We start from the raw sequence: 19,825 nt of genomic DNA, 5'->3' as shown, positions 1-19,825 counted from the left end.
TACACAACGATTGGTTATTTTTTGATTTTGAAGCTAGTATGCAGCTATGAACGAAAAATAGCTGAACTACATCTAGAAGTTGCAAGATTTGTTCAAGGCGGTAAAGTATGAGTCAGCGTGATGGTTTTGCCAGTGGTTTTTTCGCAGGAGCAATTTTTGGTAGCGTAGTTGGTGGCGTTCTCGGTGCTGTGATTGCTTCTCGTCGGGATGGGGAATTGATCGCCGAAGAAGAAACCGAACTAATTAATGGCCAAAAAGGAACCAAAAAAGTATCAGCGAAACGGCGGCAAATAATCGCCTCAGATGATGAAGATATGGAAATGGCCAGGCGATCGCTCGAAGATAAAATAGCTCAGTTGAATGCCACAATTGATGAAGTGCGCCAACAACTAGGAAATGTTAACGGTAGTTCCACTCAGTCGGTGAATGACCGCTCTCTTACCCAAGATTCATGAGGGTGGGTGGTGGACAAGGGGACAAGGAGACAAGGAGACAAGGGGACAAGGGGGCAAGGGACAAGGGGAGAAAGATCAAGAAGATGTTGTGCTGGATGTAGAAATTAAAAAATTTGTTTCTGGTTTCTGGGAAATCTCTAGACAAAGTGCTAATACTGTTTAATGCGGCAATCCGCACACTTCATGTCGTGGACTAAATTAAAATCAATAATAAGACCACTTTTGACACTTAGCAGGAAAGTAACTTATCCATGAATTTACTGTTTACCACTTTGGCTACCTTTGTCACCTTCTATAGCTATTTGCTAATTATTCGGGTTTTATTGACATGGTTCCCCACCATCAACTGGTATAACCAGCCCTTTGCTGCTTTAAGCCAGATAACCGACCCTTATCTTAATCTGTTTCGCTCAATTATTCCCCCATTGGGTGGTATAGATTTATCCCCCATTTTGGCATTTTTGGCACTTAATTTAGTTGGTGGCTTACTGAGAACCTTAACTAGCCTGACATTTGTACAGGGATTTTAGTTGTAGCAGAAAACTGGCAATGGGAACATGGGGGAGGTGAAGAAGATGAAAAACAAAGATGTTAGTACTAATCGAAAGTATTTCCCCCTGCCCCCTGCTCCCCTGCCTTCTTCCCCCCTTGCCTCTTTTACCTGCGGACTTGTCCACTAAAGCCGGCGGCTTTAAACTGCTTCAACTGTAAAGGTTCCGGTTGGTTTGCAGCTACGGATATTCTTAATTCAAAATCACTGACGCCTGGAGGAACTTCGGCTATAGAACCAAGACGGGTGCGGTTTTGCATTACTGGGTTATTGTTAGCATCATAGACCCGTCCGAAGATATCTGCGTCGTATACAGTTTTATAAGTGCCATTTTCTGCTTTGCCAGTAACAATAAAGCAGTTAGCTGCTGCACTACCACTACTGATCACAGCGCCTTCTGCCAGTTCTGGTGGACAATCTTGATAGGAAAGATCAAATAATTTAATTTGTGTCAGCGCTACAGCTGAGGGAGTATGCACCCACGATAGAAATGTGATTACACAGGCAATCAAGACGACTGATGTTAATTTTGCATACTGAGTTATGATTTTTGAATATTTCTGCATAGCTAAAATTGGTGAATTTGTTGATGTCTTCGATATTTAAATATGTTGACACACTCCCTACCCTTCTAGAGTAGGGATTCTAGGCTCAAACAGCAATTGCAGGCGTCATTGGTCATTAGCGACTCTCCCCCAGTCCATGCAATTTAACTTTTTTGTAATAATTAGGGAAATACACCCTTCAGTTGCCATTAACTTATGACTCCAGATGAGATTGAAACAGCCATGCAAGCAGCATTTAATAGTTGTGATGCAGCTAGTTGCCCTCTCTCTGATAGGCAGAAACAGATATTATTGCAAGTAATCGAGCAAATTCAGGGAAACTCGAAATCTAGGATGTCAGATGTAGCCAATCCCTTAGACGAACTTACTTCAGAAGAATTAGAAGTGTTTTTACAGTTCGTCAAGATGGAGGAACAACAAAACCGCACTTGGAAGGTGCAATTACTCAACGACTGGCTACATGACAACGATTCTGGCAATGTACAATTCATTCGCCAACGCTACGGTTTGCAATGGCTAAATCGTGTAGAATCATATCATTTTGATAAGTATTCTTACTTTGAAGATGCACTCAAACTGAGAGTAGGCGATCGCATCGAAGTTTCCAATGCACTATGGGAATGGGTACAAAACGATGGCCCTTGCATACGGGAATGGTTTTCTTGCATAGTGCTGCAAGTTGATGAAATTGACGATGGCGATGATTGTCCTACTAATTGCGTGGTGCGTTTCTACGACGGTTCTGAGTACGAAATTCAAGGTATTTATGAATGGAATCGTTACAATTGGCGCTGGCCCCAGAGGTAGGGATTAGGCAATGGGGAGATCAGGAAATTAATTCTATCTGTATTTACCTCAAAGTAAATAAATTATCAGGTAATATTTGTATCATTTATTTTTAAAATTCTTTATTGCGTACAGCCTAGCGGCATCCTTGGGCTGCTATTGCGTTAGCGTAGCTCCTCTGAAAGAGGCATTGCGAATTGCGTACAGCCCTAGCGGGCATAGCTTCGCTTACCGCGGAGCGTGCCGTAGGCTCTATTGCGAATTGCGAATTATTTCCTATTCCCCATTTCTGCCCTGAAGGGGCTGAGTCAATTATATGGATAATCCTGAATCAGTTTATACGAAAGCTTTAGAGCAAGAACGCAGCAAAGCCAATCATTTTCAGGAAATTCTGAATAGCGCGATCGCAACTGCTATTGTTAGTTTTCGTGTCTACCCTAACTACGATTGGAAATGTGATTACCTTTCTCCTGGTTGTGAAGCTATTTTTGGCTATACTGCCCAGGAAATTATCACTAATCAAGATTTGTGGATGTTGGGAGTGTATCTCCAGGATAGAGAAGAAATCATCATACCGATGTTTGCAGATGTCTTTGCTGAACGCACTGTAACAGTAGAATACCGATTTCATCACACAGATGGTTCCCTACGATGGATATCAGCTACCTATAGCTCCCGTTATGTTGAAGATGCACAATGCTGGATTGTTACAGGTACTAATTTCGATATTAGCGAACGCAAACAGATAGAAAAATCACTCCGGCAAAGTGAAGCGCGATTTCAGCACTTAGCAGCCAACTTACCGGGGAATATTTACACCCTTGTCCAGTCTCCAGATGGCTGTGTTCATTTTGAGTATATAAATTCTGCTGTTGAGAAAATTTATGAAGTCACAGCGGAGCAAGTACTAGAGAATGCCATGCTGTGTTTGGGACAAATGCATCCCGATGATGTTCAAGGCTATAACGATGCAGTTAACCAAAGCTACCAGAACTTAGAACCATTTACCCATGAATGGCGAATCATTACCCCTTCTGGAAAACTCAAATGGTTGCAAGGTAATTCTATGCCAGAACGCCGGAGTAATGGCGATGTAGCTTGGCATGGTGTAGTCCAAGATGTGAGCGATCGCAAACAAAACGAAGCTCGTTTGGAAGAATCACAGCAAGTCGCTCGTCTGGGCAATTGGGACTATGATTTGGCTACTGGTAAAATTAGCTGGTCTAAAGGGCTATTTGACCTTTTTCACCGCGATTTAGGACAACTGGAGCCGACCTATGCAGAAAATTTACAACTATATCACCCAGAAGATGCTGCAAAACTTCACCAAGCCGTAGAAAAGGCCATCGCCACTGGTGAGTCCTACAAATTAATTTTGCGTGTAGTTCAACCTGATACCTCTTATCGCTATTTTGAGGGAATTGGACATGCTGGATTCAATCGGGAGGGGCTGGTAGTTCGTCTTTATGGCACAGCCCAAGACGTAACCGAACAGTACATTGCACTACGCGATCGCCAACGAGCAGAAGCAGCCTTAGCTAAAAGTGAAGAACAACTCAGACTAACGTTGGAATTTACCCATATCGGTAATTGGGATTGGAATATTCCCACTGGTGAAGTGATGTGGAACAACAATCATTATCGCTTATTAGGGTTAGACCCACAAACAACAGCAGCAAAATATCAGCTATGGAACGATGCTATTCATCCAGAAGATCAAGAACGAGTAACCCAGGCTGTATTCAATGCATTAGCACAACATACTAATTACGAAGCTGAATATCGGGTAATTTATCCTGATGGCACAGTTCACTGGTTGAGTGGGAAAGGGCGGGGGATTTATAACGCAGCAGGTGATCCTATCCGAATGCTGGGTGTGATCATTGATATCAGTGAGCGCAAACAAGCAGAAATAGCACTACAAGACAGTGAAACACGGTTTCAGGCATTTATGGACAATAGCCCTGCATTGGCTTGGATTACAGATGCAAATGGGTGCATAGTTTACTTAAACCATGCTTGTACCGCTACATTTGAAATCCTACCCGAAGACAGGATTGGACAATCGATTTTTGATATTCATCCACCGGAGATTGCTCAAAACCATCTGGATAACACTCGCATAGTTGCTGAAACTAACCAAGTAATTGAACTAATTGAGTTTGCTCCTCGACCAGACGGTAGCCTGAGTGAGTTTTTGGTGTATAAATTTCCGATTCCCGGAGTATCTGAACACAAATTAGTGGGTGGAGTTGCCATCGACATTACAGAACGCAAAATTCTAGAACGACAACTGGCTCACAAGCAACAGTTATTAGATGCCTTCATTTCCAGCGCCCCCGTAGGGATAACCGTCCTCGATCAGCAGCTACGTTACTCGTTAATTAATGAAGCATTAGCCGAAATCAACGGCATTCCCGTAGCAGAGCATATTGGTAAGACACCGTGGGAAATTGTCCCTGATCTCGCACCGAAGCAGGAACAAGTTTTTCAACACATATTAACCACAGGTGAAGCAGTTTTAGATGCAGAAATAAGTGGCGAAACACCAAAACTCCCTGGTGTGATGAGGACGTGGTTGGCTTCTTACTTTCCAATTTTGTCTGCAACTACTCAACTAATTGGTGTGGGTATTGTGGTTCTGGAAATCAGCGATCGCAAACGTGCAGAACAGATGTTAGAACTGCAAGCTGTAATCACCCGCAACATGGCAGAAGGCATTTGTTTAATTAGAGCCTCTGATGGCATCATTGTCTATGCCAATCCTAAGTTTGAGCAGATGTTTGGTTATGAATCTGGTGAATTAGTAGATCAGCATGTGTCGATTGTCAACTATGAAGATGAACATACTACAGCCCAAGCAGCTCATCAGGCGATCGCCGCAGCTATCAACCAATGGGGTGAAGTCACCTATCAAATCCACAATGTAAAGAAAGATGGTACACCGTTTTGGTGTCGTGCAACCACATCAGTTTTTGGGCATCCTGAATATGGCAATGTCTTTGTTGCTATTCAACAAGATATCACTGAGCAAAAGCAAGCTGATGAAAAAATCAAAGCATCTTTGAAGGAAAAGGAGGTATTACTTCAAGAAATTCATCATCGTGTCAAGAACAATTTAGGAATTGTCAGTGGTTTACTGCAAATGCAATGCCGACGCACACAAGATGTTCAGGCAACGGCAATTTTAAGGGATAGCCAAAACCGCATTGCCTCCATAGCTTTAGTGCATGAAAAACTATACCGTTCTGAAGAACTTGCCGATATTGATTTTGCCCAATATATTCCCGATTTAACAACTCACTTATTTGATTCTTATAACGTCAGTTCCCAACAAATTCAACTAAATATTCAAGTTGATGATGCTAGCTTGGACATCGAAACAGCGATTCCTTGTGGCTTGATTATTAATGAACTAGTTTCTAATGCTTTAAAATATGCTTTTCCTGATCATCGTCCAGGCGAAATTCAGGTCAAATTTTATCAAGAAAGTGAGCGACAATTAACACTCATTATTAGAGATAATGGTATTGGACTACCTCCAGACTTTGATAGCAAAAAGCTGAACACACTGGGATTAACCTTGGTTCAAGGATTAGTTAAACAGTTGAGGGGAAATCTGGAAATTAATTGCCAACAGGGAACAGAGTTCAAAATTACTTTTATAAACAACAGGATATTAACATGATCAGTATGACAGCAAATAACCAGATAACAAAAATAGTTCGGGTTCTTGTTGTTGAAGATGAATATATCCTAGCTATCAACTTACAAGAAAGTTTAGAATCTCTGGGATACAGTGTTATAGATATTGCCGACAACGCAGAAGATGCTATTGCCAAAGCCCATGAACTGCGCCCAAACTTGATTTTAATGGATATTCGCCTGCGGGGGGACATGGATGGTATCCAAGCAGCAGAGCATATCTGGAATCGATTGCAAATTCCTGTGATTTACGTTACTGGACATTCCGATAAAAGCACCGTAGAGCGAGCAACTTTGACGTCTCCCTTTGGGTATATTCTCAAACCCATTAAAGAACAAGAACTTTATGTTGCCATTCAAACAGCACTCAATCGCTATGAACGCGAGCAATTTTTGAGTTCTGTTCTGCGGGGTATGGGGGATGGGGTGATTGTGGTTGATCCGCAATTGCATATCAAGTACATCAATCAAGTAGCTGAAGTACTCACAGGATGGCGATGGGATCAAGCAAAAGGACAGTTATTAACCACAGTTTTTCAACTCATTGATGAACAAACTCAAAAACCCACAGCAAATCCTATCGTTTCAGCTCTGCAAAAAGAAACTACTATTTATCTAGAAAGTCGTGTGCTACTGATTGCTAAAGATGGCAAAACTATTCCCATAGCTGATAGTGCTACACCTTTGAGAGACAATAACGGTGTGATTACAGGCGCTGTCTTAGTCTTTCGAGATGACACCCAACGTCGGCTGATGGAAGAACGCAATCTTGCCGATGAACGTGCCAGACAACTAGAAATTCAAGTGGTAGAACTGCAAAGATTAAACCAGTTGAAAGAGGATTTTCTCGCAACCACATCTCATGAAATGCGAACGCCATTATCAAACATGAAAATGGCTATCTGCATGTTAGAACATATTTTGGATCAACAAGGAATTTTGCAGTCAGAACCGCCTGCTGCATCTTGGTCAGTCAACCGTTACTTAAGTATTTTACGTGAGCAGTGTGAACAAGAGTTAGACTTAGTTGATAACCTGCTCTACATGCGGATTATTGATGCCGATTTTTATACTTTAGAATTAACTTCTATTAACATTCAAGATTGGCTACCTCATGTTATTGATGCTTTTCAAGAACGTGCTGAAGCTAGGCAACAAACTTTACAAGTTAGTGTTTCCCCAGATTTACCGCCTGTGATTTCAGATACGTCTCTTCTTACCAGAATTATTTCAGAGTTACTCAATAATGCTTGCGAGTATACTCCTGTTGAGGAAACGATTACCGTTAATGCCCAACTTGTAACCAGCACAGATGCTCAAATGCCCTTGTGGGAAATCATAGTCAGTAATTCTGGGGTAATCATCCCTAGAGAAGAACAATCACGGATTTTTGATGTATTTTACCGGATTCCGCAAAGCGATCGCTGGCAACATGAAGGTACAGGATTAGGTTTGGCCGTGGTGAAAAAGTTAGTGCAATATCTCCAAGGCAATATTTCAGTTACTAGCACTGAGGGGTGGACAAGGTTCACTGTGCAATTACTGTTACGACTGGAATAGGGGACAAGGGGACAAGGGGACAAGGGGACAAGAACAAAAATACTTCTTTCTCTTCTTCATCTCTCCAATCCTTACTGTCCACTCTCCATTCTCGACTACAATCTCAGGTGATTTCGCAAAGCTTGGCGCATCACATCTACAGGAATAGTTTCCAACTGTAACCAGATTTTTAATGCTGCTACTCCTTGTTGGACTAACATTTCTAAGCCATCAATGGCGATCGCCTGCTGTTTTTGGGCTTGTTGGAGAAATTGTGTAGGGTTAGGAGTATAGATTAAATCGTAGGCGATCGCACCTGGGCAAATTTTCTCTACTTCCTCGGCACTCAAAGGTGACTCATTCACATGGGGATACATACCCACAGGGGTTGTATTAACTAGTAAATTGGCATGAGGTATCAGTTTTGCTAGTTTGTCCCATGTATGTACTTGTAATTTCTCAGCTAAGGGTGAATTTCCCCAACTATGACGAAATTCCTCTAACTTTTCCAGATTACGCCCCACAACATGAATTTGGGCAAACCCTAATTGATGACATCCGGCGACAACCGCCCTCGCTGCACCACCATTGCCTAAAATCACCGCTACCTGCTGACTCCAGTTTTGCTGATATGTTGTTTGTAAAGGGGCAATAAATCCCTCGATATCGGTGTTTGTGCCTACCCATTGATCATGTTGACGGTAAACAGTATTTACTGCTCCAATAGCTTGGGCAATGGGCGTAATTTCCGCTAATAAAGGCATAATTGCCTGTTTATGAGGAATAGTCACACTAAAACCCACAACCCCCATAGCGGCAAAGCCTGCGATCGCCACCTCTAAATTCTGTGGTTCGATAGGAAAAGGCAGATAAATATAATCTAATCCCAATTGAGCGATCGCCGCATTGTGCATCACAGGTGACAGCGAATGTTCCACCGGATAACCAATTACGCCCAAAAGTTGAGTTTTACCTGTAATTAATAATTTAGTCATTAGTCAGCTGATAATTTTTTTGACTTCTGCCCAGCGGCGCTGGTCTACAATTATTAGAAGTTACTTAACATTTCTTTATATCATGCAGGTAACCACAGCCTCTTCGACAACGCCCATTCCTGGACAATATTGGCAGTGGCGCGGACATAACATTTACTATGTCCATGCAGGAGAAAAACAACCACAACGTCCACCATTACTATTGGTGCATGGGTTTGGTGCTTCCACAGACCACTGGCGCAAGAATATCACAGGACTGTGTGCAGATTTTGAAGTATTTGCCATTGACCTTTTGGGATTTGGCCGTTCAGCAAAACCTAAATTGCAGTATGGTGGCGATCTCTGGCGTGATCAACTCTCTGATTTTATCAGTGAAGTGATTGGTCAAAAAGCAGTATTGGCGGGCAATTCACTAGGTGGGTATGCTTGTTTGTGTGTTGCGGCCCAGTGTCCTGATGCTGCGGCTGGCTTAGTGTTGCTCAATAGCGCTGGCCCTTTTAGCCAAAACCAAACTAGTTCTGAACCGGAAGCATTACAGTCACAAATTCAGCCACCCAAGCAACCTTCTCCCTTACAGAAACTTTTAGGTGATTCTGTGAAGTGGATGTTTCAACAACAATTCGCCCAGTTTTTGTTATTTCAATACATACGCCAACATTGGGTAATTCGCCAAACTTTAGAGAAAGTTTATTTCGATAAAAGTGCAATTACAGACCAATTAATCGCAGAAATTCGCCGTCCTGCTGATGATCCTGGTGCTTTAGATGTATTTGTTTCCGTGTTTAGTACTCCCCAAGGAGAGAAAGTTGATGTTTTATTAAAGCAATTAACTTGTTCTCTATTGCTATTGTGGGGAGAAGCTGATCCTTGGATGAATGCGCGGGAACGTTCCCAAAAGTTTCGTCAATATTATCCTGAACTCACAGAGCATTTTCTGGTAGCTGGTCATTGTCCCCACGATGAAGTCCCAGAACAAGTAAACCCACTGTTACGAGATTGGGTTTTGTCGATTCCACATTAATGGCGAGTAGGGAGTGGGATTCTTGTTGAATACAACTGAGTATGAGAAAGTGTTTTCCCACTCACTGCCAGTTTTTTTTAGTTAATTATCCAGGATTATGTCTACCTTAAGAATTATTTTTTCTTCTTAAAATTAGAATTATGTATATTAAAAATCAAATATAAATAATTAGCTAGTATTACTATTTATCTTGGATATTTTTGTCATTTTGGCATAACCTGAAAAACAAAAACTGCTATAAATAAGCCACCGTAATTTATGGCAGTTCACCTAAAAATGAAGCCTCAACCATATCCTGGAAAATGGAAAAAAATTCAGGAAAGCTTAATACTTAATTGCTTAAGAGGAATACCTACAAGTTTAGGTAGCAAATTAAGAAATTCAATGTATCGCCATATTTTTTCCAGTAAGGGCAGAATAGTAAGTATTCAATATGGTGTAGAGTTTATTGAACCTAGTTGTATTAAACTTGGCACTGATGTGAGGATTTGTCGAGGTGTTAATATTGATGCTAGTGGACATTCAAATAATCTTATTTACATAGCAAATGACGTGATTTTTAGCTATGGTGTTGACATTCAAGCCTTAATAAATACGTCTATTCATATCGGTAAAGGTACTTTTATCGGGCCTTATGTTACTATTGCTGGGCCAGGCAATGTATCAATTGGTAATAACTGTTTAATTGCGGCACACTCTGGCATTTTTGCTAATAATCATATTTATGCAGATACCACCAAGCCAATTGGTTCCCAAGGTGTAACTTGCCGGGGAATTACCATTGAGGATGACTGTTGGCTTGGTTCCGGAGTCAAAGTATTAGATAGAGTTACTATTGGTCATGGCAGTGTCATTGGCGCTGGTTCCGTCGTCACCAAAAATATTCCCCCATTTTCCATAGCTGTGGGTGTACCTGCAAAAGTAATTAAAAGCCGTAATCAGAAAGAACTTGTTAACTCTACGGAATAAAAAATGTTGGCTCGTAGTCAGGACTTTAGTCCTGTCCTGGCTTTCGGAACTGTAGACGCGTCAGTTCCCATACAAACTGTTTCTTATGGCTGATTTGGCAGACATCATATAAGTCAGAATATAACAACTATAGGAGCAAAAATGTCAGACAATCATGAAGATAAACAACCTTTAGTCAGTGTTATTATTCCCTCATATAACCGACCACATTATCTTAAGCAAGCAATTGCTAGTGCAGTTAAACAAACTTATCAAAATCTTGAGATCATTGTTTGTGATAACTGTAGTGATGAAGATTTTCAACCAATAATTGATAGTTTCCAAGATACACGAATTCGCTTTTGGCGACATTCTCGTAACATCGGAATGTTAGGTAATATTAAACATGGTTTAAAAATGGCAAAGGGAAAGTATGTTGCCAGTTTACACGACGATGATATGTGGGAAGCAGAATTTTTAGAAAAGCTGGTACCAACCTTAGAAGCTAATCCTAACTTAGCTGTAGCTTTTTGCGATTTTCACATAATCAATACAGATAGCATCATAGATGAGGTTCTCACAAAAAATAATTCGCAGATATGGAATCGGGATACCTTAAAAGAAGGTATTTATCAACCTTTTTATGACATTGGCATAGTCAAGATGTCTATAGCCAGTGCCTGTGCTGCTGTTATTCGTAAGAATGTTGTCGATTGGGATGCAATTCCTGAAGAAGTTGGTGGTTGCTACGATTTATATATAAACTATCTTTGTTGTCGTTCTGGTTTAGGAGCGTATTATTGTCCAGAAAAACTCACTAGATATAGACAACATGAGCAAAGCGATACATTGACTAGCAATTCACAAATTAACATTCGCAAAGCCAAAAATCAAATATTCTGTTATGAACGATTTATGGAAGATGCTAGGCTAAATGCTTTCAAACCATATTTTCAGCGCCGATTATTAGAAGCTAATTATGTTTTAGGAATTAGTTTAATGCAAGCTAGGGAAACAAAAGCAGCACGTCCTCATTTTTGGTATGTCATTAAGAGAAAAAAGCTGAGTGCCAAACCTCTGCTGGCATTATTGTTAGCTATTTTTTAAGTAGGTAAGTCAATACTTTTCAGTTAAGGCTAAAAACTACAATTAGTAGTAGGTTGGGTTGACTTCAGGAAACCCAACATCCTCAAGACTTTGTTGGGTTGCGCTATCGCTTAACCCAACCTACTTTTTCTCTTAAGTGAACCGTATTGGTAGATAAGTGCCAATATTCAAAGGCTTTTAGTGAGGACTTAATTCCTCACTATTTCCTATGGTCGCCGTACTGCTAAAGCAGCAATTTGTTGATAGATAAACAAAGCTTGAGCCACACATTGATCCATGTTGTAATACTTATAGGTTGCTAAACGTCCCACAAAATACACTTTTGGTGTTGCATCTGCCAGCGCTTTGTATTTCTTATAAATTTCGTTATTCTCAGAACGCGGTACAGGGTAATAAGGGTCTCCTTCAGCTTGAGGAAATTCATAGACAATGCTAGTTTTTGTGTGTTCTTGTCCAGTCAAGTATTTGAACTCTGTGACACGGGTATACAGGTGTTCATTGGGATAGTTAATGACTGGCGCGGGTTGAAATACAGGGGTGTTGTGGGTTTCATGTTGAAAATTAATGGAACGATAAGGAAGTTTGCCATAGCGATAATCAAAAAATTCATCAATTGGCCCGGTGTAGACTATTTCCCGACAAGGAATCACCTGCTTGATTTCTCGATAATCAGTATTTAGCATCACCTTGATGTTGGGGTGGTCTAACATCTTCGCAAACATGCGCGTAAAACCATGCAATGGCATTGCCTGATAGATATCGGTAAAATATCGGTTATCGCGGTTGGTACGAGTAGGGACTCTGGCTATTACTGATTTATCGAGTTCTGAGGGGTCGAGTCCCCATTGTTTGCGGGTATAGCCTTGGAAGAATTTTGTATATAGTTCTTTACCAACTTTACTCACTACTACATCTTCTGATGTGCGGATATATTCTTTCGGTTCGGCTATGGACTGGAAGAAATCTGCTACCTCAAATGAATTGAGGTTCATACCATAAAGTTGGTTGATGGTGTCAAGATTGATGGGTATGGGAAGTAGTTGTCCATCGACGCTGGTGAGGACGCGGTGTTCGTAAGGTCGCCACTGAGTAAACTGTGAGAGGTATTCAAAGACTTCACGGGAGTTGGTATGAAAGATGTGGGGGCCATATTTATGAATGAGAATACCATGATCGTCATAATGATCGTAGGCATTACCGCCGATATGATGGCGCTTATCGACAACTAGCACTTTTTTACCAGATTGACTCGCCAGCCGTTCTGCAATCACGCTACCAGAAAATCCCGCGCCTACAATCAAGTAATCAAATACCATATCTGTATTTACGGTGTCTGAGACTTGATAACCCAGCATTGCAGGATGGGAATCAGGGGTATCTTCATCCTGGCGGGCGGTAACGGCAAAATCTATCAGTTTCATCATTGATATACAGGTGCGTTCCCAATCAACGCTACTAGGGAACGCATAGATGTTAGGGTGCTGGTGTGCTTGAATGGCGTGAGTACTTTGTTCACTGATAAATACTACGTCTGCAATAGCAAATAATTCTGTTTTGTAGTCCGCAAATGTCGGTAACTCATCTATACAGTCATATACGACGACCTGGGGTTGCAAGTCGCGTGTAAAGGCGATCGCCTGCGATGTACAATACCAGCAAATGTATTGACAGATATTATTTGCGCTCAATAAATTATTGATTAATGTCTGTAAGTTGGCATTTATCGCCTCCTTACTCAGATGTTTGGGCAGATATGGCACCACAATCATGACGCCACTTTTGTCTTGATTGACACCTAAGTGCGCCAATGATTCATCATTAAATACTACTTCTTCGATGAAGAATACCCGCTTTTCAGAAGTGCAGCGGCTGAGAATATGTTGTAGTCTGGGATGAATACAAGTCCAATTTAAATTAGATAGGCAAAGTATATCGGGTATCTCTGGGGTGAAGGTAGTAATATTACAATTATTGCTCATCTTTTGTACAATAAATTTTTGTTTTTAACGCAAAGGAATGTCTAAAAGAAAACGAAAGCTGCTACTATGAGGAGTATTTATTAATTTCTAAATAGCTTTCCCAAAAATTTCTATTGGTAAGTTCTGGTAAGGTGTCTCTATATTTGCGTTTGATTTGGGAAAATTTAAAGAATATTTGTATAGATAAAAAGATAATTTTAATGGCAATTTTAAAAAATTCTTCTCTAGAAAAATCAACAGCAAACCCTTCTGCATTATGTAAGTTATAGTACAAAGCTGTTTTCGACCTAAAGACGTTAATAGGTCTGTAGTTTTGCATGGAAATAATTTTGTATGTTTGCTGGGTCAATTTATTATTTTTATAAAAAAATATAGAAGGTAATAAATGACCATTTAATGTAATAAGTCTGAACCAACGATAAAATGTATTTTCTGTTTCACTCAAACTTTCTTGATATTTTCCGTAAATAAAAGGTAATTGATGATTTTTTACGGCTTTCTCACCCATACTTCTAATTTCTAAATTTTTTTCTTCTGGGTCGAGTGTTTTCAAATATTCAGGCCCTTTTAAAAAATCAGTCACCGCTTGAAAAACTACATTGGCACTTTTATATTTATAACAAAATGCCTCTCTCATACTAAATTTTACAAAATATTTGATTGCATCTAGCTTGCTAAAATTATCAGTAGCAATTACATTTAAAATTAATTCATTCTTTTTTAAATAATAATTCATCATGGCAGAGTATTTTTTTTCTAGTGCTTCATGCCATACGCACACACCATTTAGAGTAATGATTTTGTGATTTAATCTGCGGGGAAATTCCATATCATCCATTTTAATAAAAAATGGATAAGGTAATTTAGAATTATCTATCAGTTTTGTAGGAAAACAAAATAACCACCAACCGCTATAGTTAATGTATTCTTCTATTTCGTTAAATAATACATTATTGATACTCATCAAATCTAAATCTGGTTTAATTCGTACAACTTCCTGATCCCAAATTGCCCCGTTTTCGTGTTGCATGTATTGATTATCTAGGCGTAACATACTACCGCCAACGCAAAAATTTGCATCAATAGCAACATTTTGAAAGTTATATATTCTCTCAAATACTTCTGGGGCTATCACGACATCATCATCCATTAAAATAATATGAGAAAAATCAGATTTACGGTCTAAGACTTCCAGCATTCCTCTGGTATATCCACCGCTACCACCTGCATTTTTGTTATGGATTACATGTATTTGTGAGCCATATATATTTTTAAGAGTTCTACCATTATCTATAATGAAGATTTCAAATTTATTTCCTATGTTTGACTGTTTGAATAAATAATTATCTATTAATTCAATATTTTTATTAATATAATATTCTCTTTTATATGTACAAATAACAATGGCTATTTTTTGATCTAAGCTTTGTGTCTGAATAGTGTTTGCATAAAAATATCCATTTTGAAAAATGCAGTTATTTGCTAATGCTTCAATCTCTACATAAAGTAACCCTTTGTATAAATTAATATCTATATTATTAAAAACGTTACGGTCTGCTAACTCATGACTATTAATTACTTTTTGGTTCACTAATTTTTTCACTTGTGCAGCGTAATCTATATTGAACAAGCTAATTTTAAATTTACCCTGCAAAGTTAGATTTAAACCTATGTTTTTTACCCTAGTATAATCTAGCCACTTTTGCACTGAAAAAGCATTGAAATAAGTATCAAAGCTGATAACACCCGAATTTTTTAGTTCAATATGACTGTATTCATAGTTCAATACAGATTTAGTATTTAACCTTAAAAAAAGTTCTTCTGTCGTGCAAATATCTAAATTCGGCAAAATAATGTTTTGCAGTTTAACAGTAGTTTGAGTAAATGGTTTGTTAACTATGGGATTTAAAAGAATATCTGACATGGTATTTTACCCTGGTTGAAAATATTTTGCCTAAATTTCAGAGAGAAGTACTACAAGTATCAATAATCATCGTGGATTGTAAATACTCTTGAACAACTTGTTTAGCATCACCAATTAATTTGATTTTTCCTTTATCTAACCAAATTACCCACTCACAGGAGTGTTTGATAAACTCCAAATCATGAGACACGACTAACACCGTCGCATCCGCATTCCAAAAGTTAGCAATTCGCTGCTTGCACTTATTTCTAAAACTTTCGTCGCCCACTGATAATACTTCATCCAAGATTAAAATATCAGGTTGGACATCAGTTGCGATCGCAAAGCCTAATCTCGCAGCCATTCCAGATGATAAAACCTTTACTGGGACTAAAGAGTAATCTTGTAATTGGGCAAATTCTAAAATTGATGGTACTCTAGAAATCATTTCTTGGCGCGAGAAACCTAACATTACTCCATAAAAAATAATGTTATCAATTACCGAAATTTCACCATCAAATCCTGCACCCAATTCAATTAAAGGCGCAATTTTTCCAGCTACCCTGACAACTCCTGATGTTGGTTGTAAAATTCCACAAATAATTTTTAGAAGTGTAGATTTACCTGCTCCATTAGCGCCTATAATACCTATTTTTTCACCTGTTCTCACCACAAAATTAATTTTATCTAAAACTAATTTTTTTGTGGGTTGACGATACTTTCCTTCGATAAACGACAAGATTGTTTTCTTCAAATCATAAGAAAACTCCTCTTGGGTTCTTCTCCACAAAGAAACTCGATTGAGACGTATTACTTCCATTTACAATAAATCCATAAAAGAATGACGCCAGCAGTGAAAGCAACTTAGTCCTATCCCAAAAATAATTACTCCACTAGATAATGCATGGACAATTAAGTAAATATCAGGTGTTGTTCCTGATAAAGAAATCTGACGGATACTTTCAATAACTGGTAACAAAGGATTTAGTAAAAGAAACGACTGCACCGATTTTGGAACAATGGCGGCGGGGTAGAATATAGGACTACTCAACCACAGCATGAATACCACCAATTCATAGAAGTAAGGTAAATCCCTAAAAAAGACAAACAAAGAACTGACTAACAAACTCATCCCGCTACATACTAAAACTAACCCCAGTAAAGGTAATAGCAGTGCTAGCACATTTAACAAGCTTCTAGAGTTAACCAAGGTCATAATTGCCAGTAATGGCAACACCCCAATGACAAATTGAAATATATTGGCAGCAATTAGCGATATTGGAAAAATACTCACCGGTAAAGAAATTTTATTTAATAATCCCCCATTACCGACGACACTCCATAATGCTTGGGTTGTCGATGCGGAAAAGAAATTAATCACTACTAAACCCGTAAATACTGCCAACACATAATTAACAATAGAGTTGTCATAATATGCAGCAAAAGCAGTACCAAAAATTGCTGTGTATACTCCTGTCATTAAAAGTGGATTAATTAGCGACCAATAAACCCCTAAAAAAGATCCTCGGTAACGTACCTTTAAATTTCGGCTGACTAAAACTTGTAATAATTCCCAGTAATGCTGCAATTCTGATTTATTAAAACTCACTTTCAATGTGGGAAACATAGTGTTATTTGCAATTTAGCTATTTTGATAATTCAGCCTTTTCAAACATTAATTTATGATTTTGAAATCCGCTTTGCCAACCAACACACATACCATGAAAAGCTTGTTTGATGTAATTAAATAAAACAGTATTAGGTAAATTATGGGTAAATTTTAGCCGAATTATTCTTAACAGACAGCGATAGATAAGTAGTGATGTTAAGCGAATAATTAAAACAGGTAAAACTACTTTTCTCAATCCATGCTTGACAGCAAAATAAGTGGTATTTTTGGCTAAAGAATACCAGCAAGTCAGATGTGTTTGGTCAATGCGGTTATGACTAGGTTGAGGATAATGGTCTACAGCTACATCAGCATAATGAACTTCATATCCTGCTTGAATTAAGCGCAAACAAACATCTGTTTCATCGAGATAATAATCAAAAAATTCGTCATATCCATTTATTTTTTCCAGCAAGTCTTTACGAAAAGATGAATTAGTTCCCATTAACCCGTTAAACCAAAAGCCATTAGCTTGGTTATAATTTGCAGCATCATCACGACGGATGGCGATTGTTTCGCTGAAAACATTGGTAATTCCCCGATGGAATTGTAAAGGATATCCAGGACGAGTTAAGTCCCTCACGGTACCGCCAACCGCTGCACATTTTTCTCCATGTTGCGAATAAATATTTAACAATTGTTCTAGCCATTCGGATGGGGGAATAGCATCATCATCAAAAAAAGCAACAATAGAACCTGTCGCTAGCTTAATTCCCATATTGCGGGAGTAACTAATATTTTTCGGTTCAACTCTCAGAAAATTAATTTTAAAGCTATGTTTACTAGCTACTTTACTAACTATTTCTTTTGTCTCAGTTGTGGATGAAGCGTCAACAACAATTACCTCAAATTTTTGGTAGTTAATCAGTGCTAGGGCTTGCAATGCCTTTTCTAAAAAAATCGGGCGATCGCTTGTACAAATTATGATAGAAACTAGGGTATCTAATGGCGTAGACTTTGGTTTGGGCATTTGCGATAACTTCAGCTTGTGAATTTGCCAATATATCTGCCACATCTGCTTCGCAGTCTTGACAACTGCTTGCATGAGAACTAAAGGATTCATGGAAATCGGCACATAGCCATTACCCGTAAAGTAGTAAACTTGTTTTGCCAAATGGAGGGCGAAAAATTCTGGATGTTGATAAGTAACTAATGCGATATCAACTGGTTTTTTAAACCAAGCAGCCAACCAGAAGCAAAAGTGAATCCCAAACTTATCAGGTAAACACCAGGGAATGAGTTTTTGCTCAGACTCCATCTGCTTTAAAAGCTGACTTTGCCCATCATCTTGATATATAAAAGATTGCACTAAAACTTTAGCTGGTACCTGAATAATCTCTGCCAAAGATAATTCAGTGTAATTAAGATTTCTTGGCATCTTTCCTTGAATACCATTGATGAAATCTTGAAACCCTGCAATAGTCAATTCAGCTAGAAAATAACGTCCTGTAGCGGCGTAATAAACTAGCCGTGGTACATTGACAATTACCCGTTTTAATAAAAGATGTGGACGGTGTTTTTGCCAACAATAACAAAGATTACGCTCATCGTAATAATTAATCCAGGGACGGCATTTAAAATCAGATGAATCATGCCAAATAATTGAATAAGGATTAACAGCAACAATCCAACCAGCTTTTTGAGCGCGCAAGCACCATTCTACATCGTCAAAGTGGAGAAAATAATTTTCAAATACGCCAATTTGTTGTACTAATTGACGGCGTAATAATAGTGATGCAGCAGCACAAACATCTACACTAATGTAAGGTTTGCCTTGAAGAATATCTTGATAAGAAATATTACTTTGGTTTTGCCAATTAATTGTTAAATGTGCTTTAGCATCATTGACAAAGCTGCCAAGCTCTTGAATAGTATTAGGTGCTTTGAGCTTACAAATTTGAGAACCCACTACGCCCACTTCAGGATGCTTTTGTAAGGTAGTAATTAAGGCACTGAGGGCTAACGGATCAAGACGCACATCATCATCAAGTAGCCAGATGTAATCATATTTAAGTTGACTAACAACCTGTAAACCATAAGAAAAACCACCAGAACCACCTAAATTTTTACCAGTTTGTAAAACCCTAACATTAGCAAAGTAAAATTTTTCTAGATAAGCTTGTGTACCATCACTAGAATTGTTATCTACAACATAAATATCAATTTTTGTTTGGGACAATTTGAGTTTACAAATATCTTCTAAAAGTAAGCAAATAGAATTAATTTTATTACAAGTGACAATAATAATAGCTATTGTGCTATTACTTACATGAGCAATACTGGATAGTGACTTTGGTTGGGATAAAAATCCCATAAAGTAATTTTCCACTTTAACAATTCCCCAAAACGCCTATTTCGTTCAAAACGATTTATGGTCGCATCATGAACTCAAAATATGCATTTTTTTATGCACAATTAAAGATCACATAGCTCAAAAATTTAACTGTTTTGAATTTTGAACTCGTCTGTCTAAAGGGTGATCAGTTGGCATCAATTAAGGTGGCTAAAGTAAATTACACTACACCTGATAAATTCTGGGTAGATTATGGAAAAATATATATATTTATTGTCAGATTGCCTATAAAATTAATTACTGTTATTT

Annotated in this window: 16 protein-coding genes; 9 read left to right on the top strand and 7 right to left on the bottom strand. The window is 38.6% G+C overall.

Annotated elements, in window-relative coordinates; genetic code table 11:
- The first annotated feature begins 107 nt into the window (after window positions 1–107).
- The 3 genes from ACM0OS_RS08730 (at window position 108) to ACM0OS_RS08720 (ending at window position 985) form a co-directional block, all read left to right on the top strand.
- On the top strand, window positions 108–455 hold the full coding sequence (locus tag ACM0OS_RS08730) for a hypothetical protein (RefSeq protein WP_414542784.1): 348 nt from the start codon (window positions 108–110) through the stop codon (window positions 453–455).
- Complete coding sequence (locus ACM0OS_RS08725) at window positions 427–618, top strand: hypothetical protein (RefSeq protein WP_414542783.1); 192 nt, start codon at window positions 427–429, stop codon at window positions 616–618. Before ACM0OS_RS08730 ends, ACM0OS_RS08725 begins: the two co-directional genes overlap by 29 nt.
- Before the next feature lie 88 nt (window positions 619–706).
- Window positions 707–985, top strand: coding sequence for a YggT family protein (locus ACM0OS_RS08720; protein ID WP_414542782.1), 279 nt, complete (start codon window positions 707–709; stop codon window positions 983–985).
- A 127-nt stretch (window positions 986–1,112) separates the two neighbouring features.
- Here ACM0OS_RS08720 and ACM0OS_RS08715 read toward each other — a convergent pair whose 3' ends face one another.
- Entirely contained in the window at window positions 1,113–1,571 is a 459-nt protein-coding gene (locus tag ACM0OS_RS08715; protein ID WP_414542781.1) for a biotin carboxylase, read from the bottom strand.
- Between the two features lie 195 nt (window positions 1,572–1,766).
- On the opposite strand from ACM0OS_RS08715, the gene ACM0OS_RS08710 reads away from it, so the two are divergent.
- The 3 genes from ACM0OS_RS08710 to ACM0OS_RS08700 all read left to right on the top strand — a co-directional run bounded on the left by ACM0OS_RS08710 (window position 1,767) and on the right by ACM0OS_RS08700 (window position 7,622).
- Entirely contained in the window at window positions 1,767–2,378 is a 612-nt protein-coding gene (locus ACM0OS_RS08710) for a hypothetical protein (protein ID WP_414542780.1), read from the top strand.
- A gap of 295 nt (window positions 2,379–2,673) precedes the next feature.
- Window positions 2,674–6,045: a PAS domain S-box protein gene (locus ACM0OS_RS08705; RefSeq protein ID WP_414542779.1), complete on the top strand. Its 3,372-nt coding sequence runs from the start codon at window positions 2,674–2,676 to the stop codon at window positions 6,043–6,045.
- 5 nt (window positions 6,046–6,050) lie between these two features.
- Window positions 6,051–7,622: a response regulator gene (locus tag ACM0OS_RS08700; RefSeq protein ID WP_414542778.1), complete on the top strand. Its 1,572-nt coding sequence runs from the start codon at window positions 6,051–6,053 to the stop codon at window positions 7,620–7,622.
- 95 nt (window positions 7,623–7,717) lie between these two features.
- Here the strand turns inward: ACM0OS_RS08700 and ACM0OS_RS08695 are convergent, their stop codons facing one another.
- Entirely contained in the window at window positions 7,718–8,596 is an 879-nt protein-coding gene (locus ACM0OS_RS08695; protein ID WP_414542777.1) for a shikimate dehydrogenase, read from the bottom strand.
- An 82-nt stretch (window positions 8,597–8,678) separates the two neighbouring features.
- Between ACM0OS_RS08695 and ACM0OS_RS08690 the strand changes: the two genes are divergently transcribed.
- The 3 genes from ACM0OS_RS08690 (at window position 8,679) to ACM0OS_RS08680 (ending at window position 11,672) form a co-directional block, all read left to right on the top strand.
- Window positions 8,679–9,617 carry an alpha/beta fold hydrolase gene (locus tag ACM0OS_RS08690; RefSeq protein ID WP_414542811.1) on the top strand — a complete coding sequence of 313 codons (939 nt, stop codon included), beginning with the start codon at window positions 8,679–8,681 and terminating at the stop codon, window positions 9,615–9,617.
- Between the two features lie 276 nt (window positions 9,618–9,893).
- On the top strand, window positions 9,894–10,586 hold the full coding sequence (locus ACM0OS_RS08685; RefSeq protein WP_414542776.1) for an acyltransferase: 693 nt from the start codon (window positions 9,894–9,896) through the stop codon (window positions 10,584–10,586).
- A gap of 141 nt (window positions 10,587–10,727) precedes the next feature.
- Complete coding sequence (locus ACM0OS_RS08680) at window positions 10,728–11,672, top strand: glycosyltransferase family 2 protein (RefSeq protein ID WP_414542775.1); 945 nt, start codon at window positions 10,728–10,730, stop codon at window positions 11,670–11,672.
- A gap of 206 nt (window positions 11,673–11,878) precedes the next feature.
- On the opposite strand, the gene glf is transcribed toward ACM0OS_RS08680, so the two are convergent.
- From glf to ACM0OS_RS08655, 5 genes are all read right to left on the bottom strand, one after another.
- Window positions 11,879–13,651 (bottom strand): UDP-galactopyranose mutase, encoded by a 1,773-nt coding sequence (gene glf, locus ACM0OS_RS08675; RefSeq protein WP_414542774.1) that lies wholly within the window; start codon window positions 13,649–13,651, stop codon window positions 11,879–11,881.
- 64 nt (window positions 13,652–13,715) lie between these two features.
- Window positions 13,716–15,575, bottom strand: a complete 1,860-nt coding sequence (locus ACM0OS_RS08670) for a glycosyltransferase (protein ID WP_414542773.1) — start codon at window positions 15,573–15,575, stop codon at window positions 13,716–13,718.
- A 37-nt stretch (window positions 15,576–15,612) separates the two neighbouring features.
- Window positions 15,613–16,374 carry an ABC transporter ATP-binding protein gene (locus tag ACM0OS_RS08665; protein WP_414542772.1) on the bottom strand — a complete coding sequence of 254 codons (762 nt, stop codon included), beginning with the start codon at window positions 16,372–16,374 and terminating at the stop codon, window positions 15,613–15,615.
- The gene (locus ACM0OS_RS08660; protein ID WP_414542771.1) at window positions 16,375–17,181 is read right to left on the bottom strand and encodes an ABC transporter permease; all 807 of its coding nucleotides are present in this window, start codon (window positions 17,179–17,181) and stop codon (window positions 16,375–16,377) included.
- A gap of 19 nt (window positions 17,182–17,200) precedes the next feature.
- Window positions 17,201–19,537 (bottom strand): glycosyltransferase family 2 protein, encoded by a 2,337-nt coding sequence (locus ACM0OS_RS08655; RefSeq protein WP_414542770.1) that lies wholly within the window; start codon window positions 19,535–19,537, stop codon window positions 17,201–17,203.
- Between the last annotated feature and the right edge of the window lie 288 nt (window positions 19,538–19,825).

Origin of the sequence: Nostoc sp. CCY0012, assembly GCF_963920855.1 — a bacterium.
In the GTDB taxonomy this organism is placed as follows: domain Bacteria; phylum Cyanobacteriota; class Cyanobacteriia; order Cyanobacteriales; family Nostocaceae; genus Cyanocohniella.
Note: the sequence above shows the minus strand (reverse complement) of the source record. Positions and strands in the feature narration are given on the sequence as shown.

Bases quoted from the DNA above. Each gene is read 5' to 3' on its own strand.
- ACM0OS_RS08730 (WP_414542784.1), top strand. From the start codon at position 108: ATGAGTCAGCGTGATGGTTTTGCCAGTGGTTTTTTCGCAGGAGCAATT.
- ACM0OS_RS08660 (WP_414542771.1), bottom strand. From the start codon at position 17,181: ATGTTTCCCACATTGAAAGTGAGTTTTAATAAATCAGAATTGCAGCAT.
- ACM0OS_RS08710 (WP_414542780.1), top strand. From the start codon at position 1,767: ATGACTCCAGATGAGATTGAAACAGCCATGCAAGCAGCATTTAATAGT.
- ACM0OS_RS08715 (WP_414542781.1), bottom strand. From the start codon at position 1,571: ATGCAGAAATATTCAAAAATCATAACTCAGTATGCAAAATTAACATCA.
- ACM0OS_RS08655 (WP_414542770.1), bottom strand. From the start codon at position 19,537: ATGGGATTTTTATCCCAACCAAAGTCACTATCCAGTATTGCTCATGTA.
- ACM0OS_RS08665 (WP_414542772.1), bottom strand. From the start codon at position 16,374: ATGGAAGTAATACGTCTCAATCGAGTTTCTTTGTGGAGAAGAACCCAA.
- glf (WP_414542774.1), bottom strand. From the start codon at position 13,651: ATGAGCAATAATTGTAATATTACTACCTTCACCCCAGAGATACCCGAT.
- ACM0OS_RS08695 (WP_414542777.1), bottom strand. From the start codon at position 8,596: ATGACTAAATTATTAATTACAGGTAAAACTCAACTTTTGGGCGTAATT.
- ACM0OS_RS08705 (WP_414542779.1), top strand. From the start codon at position 2,674: ATGGATAATCCTGAATCAGTTTATACGAAAGCTTTAGAGCAAGAACGC.
- ACM0OS_RS08690 (WP_414542811.1), top strand. From the start codon at position 8,679: ATGCAGGTAACCACAGCCTCTTCGACAACGCCCATTCCTGGACAATAT.
- ACM0OS_RS08725 (WP_414542783.1), top strand. From the start codon at position 427: ATGACCGCTCTCTTACCCAAGATTCATGAGGGTGGGTGGTGGACAAGG.
- ACM0OS_RS08680 (WP_414542775.1), top strand. From the start codon at position 10,728: ATGTCAGACAATCATGAAGATAAACAACCTTTAGTCAGTGTTATTATT.
- ACM0OS_RS08700 (WP_414542778.1), top strand. From the start codon at position 6,051: ATGACAGCAAATAACCAGATAACAAAAATAGTTCGGGTTCTTGTTGTT.
- ACM0OS_RS08720 (WP_414542782.1), top strand. From the start codon at position 707: ATGAATTTACTGTTTACCACTTTGGCTACCTTTGTCACCTTCTATAGC.
- ACM0OS_RS08685 (WP_414542776.1), top strand. From the start codon at position 9,894: ATGAAGCCTCAACCATATCCTGGAAAATGGAAAAAAATTCAGGAAAGC.
- ACM0OS_RS08670 (WP_414542773.1), bottom strand. From the start codon at position 15,575: ATGTCAGATATTCTTTTAAATCCCATAGTTAACAAACCATTTACTCAA.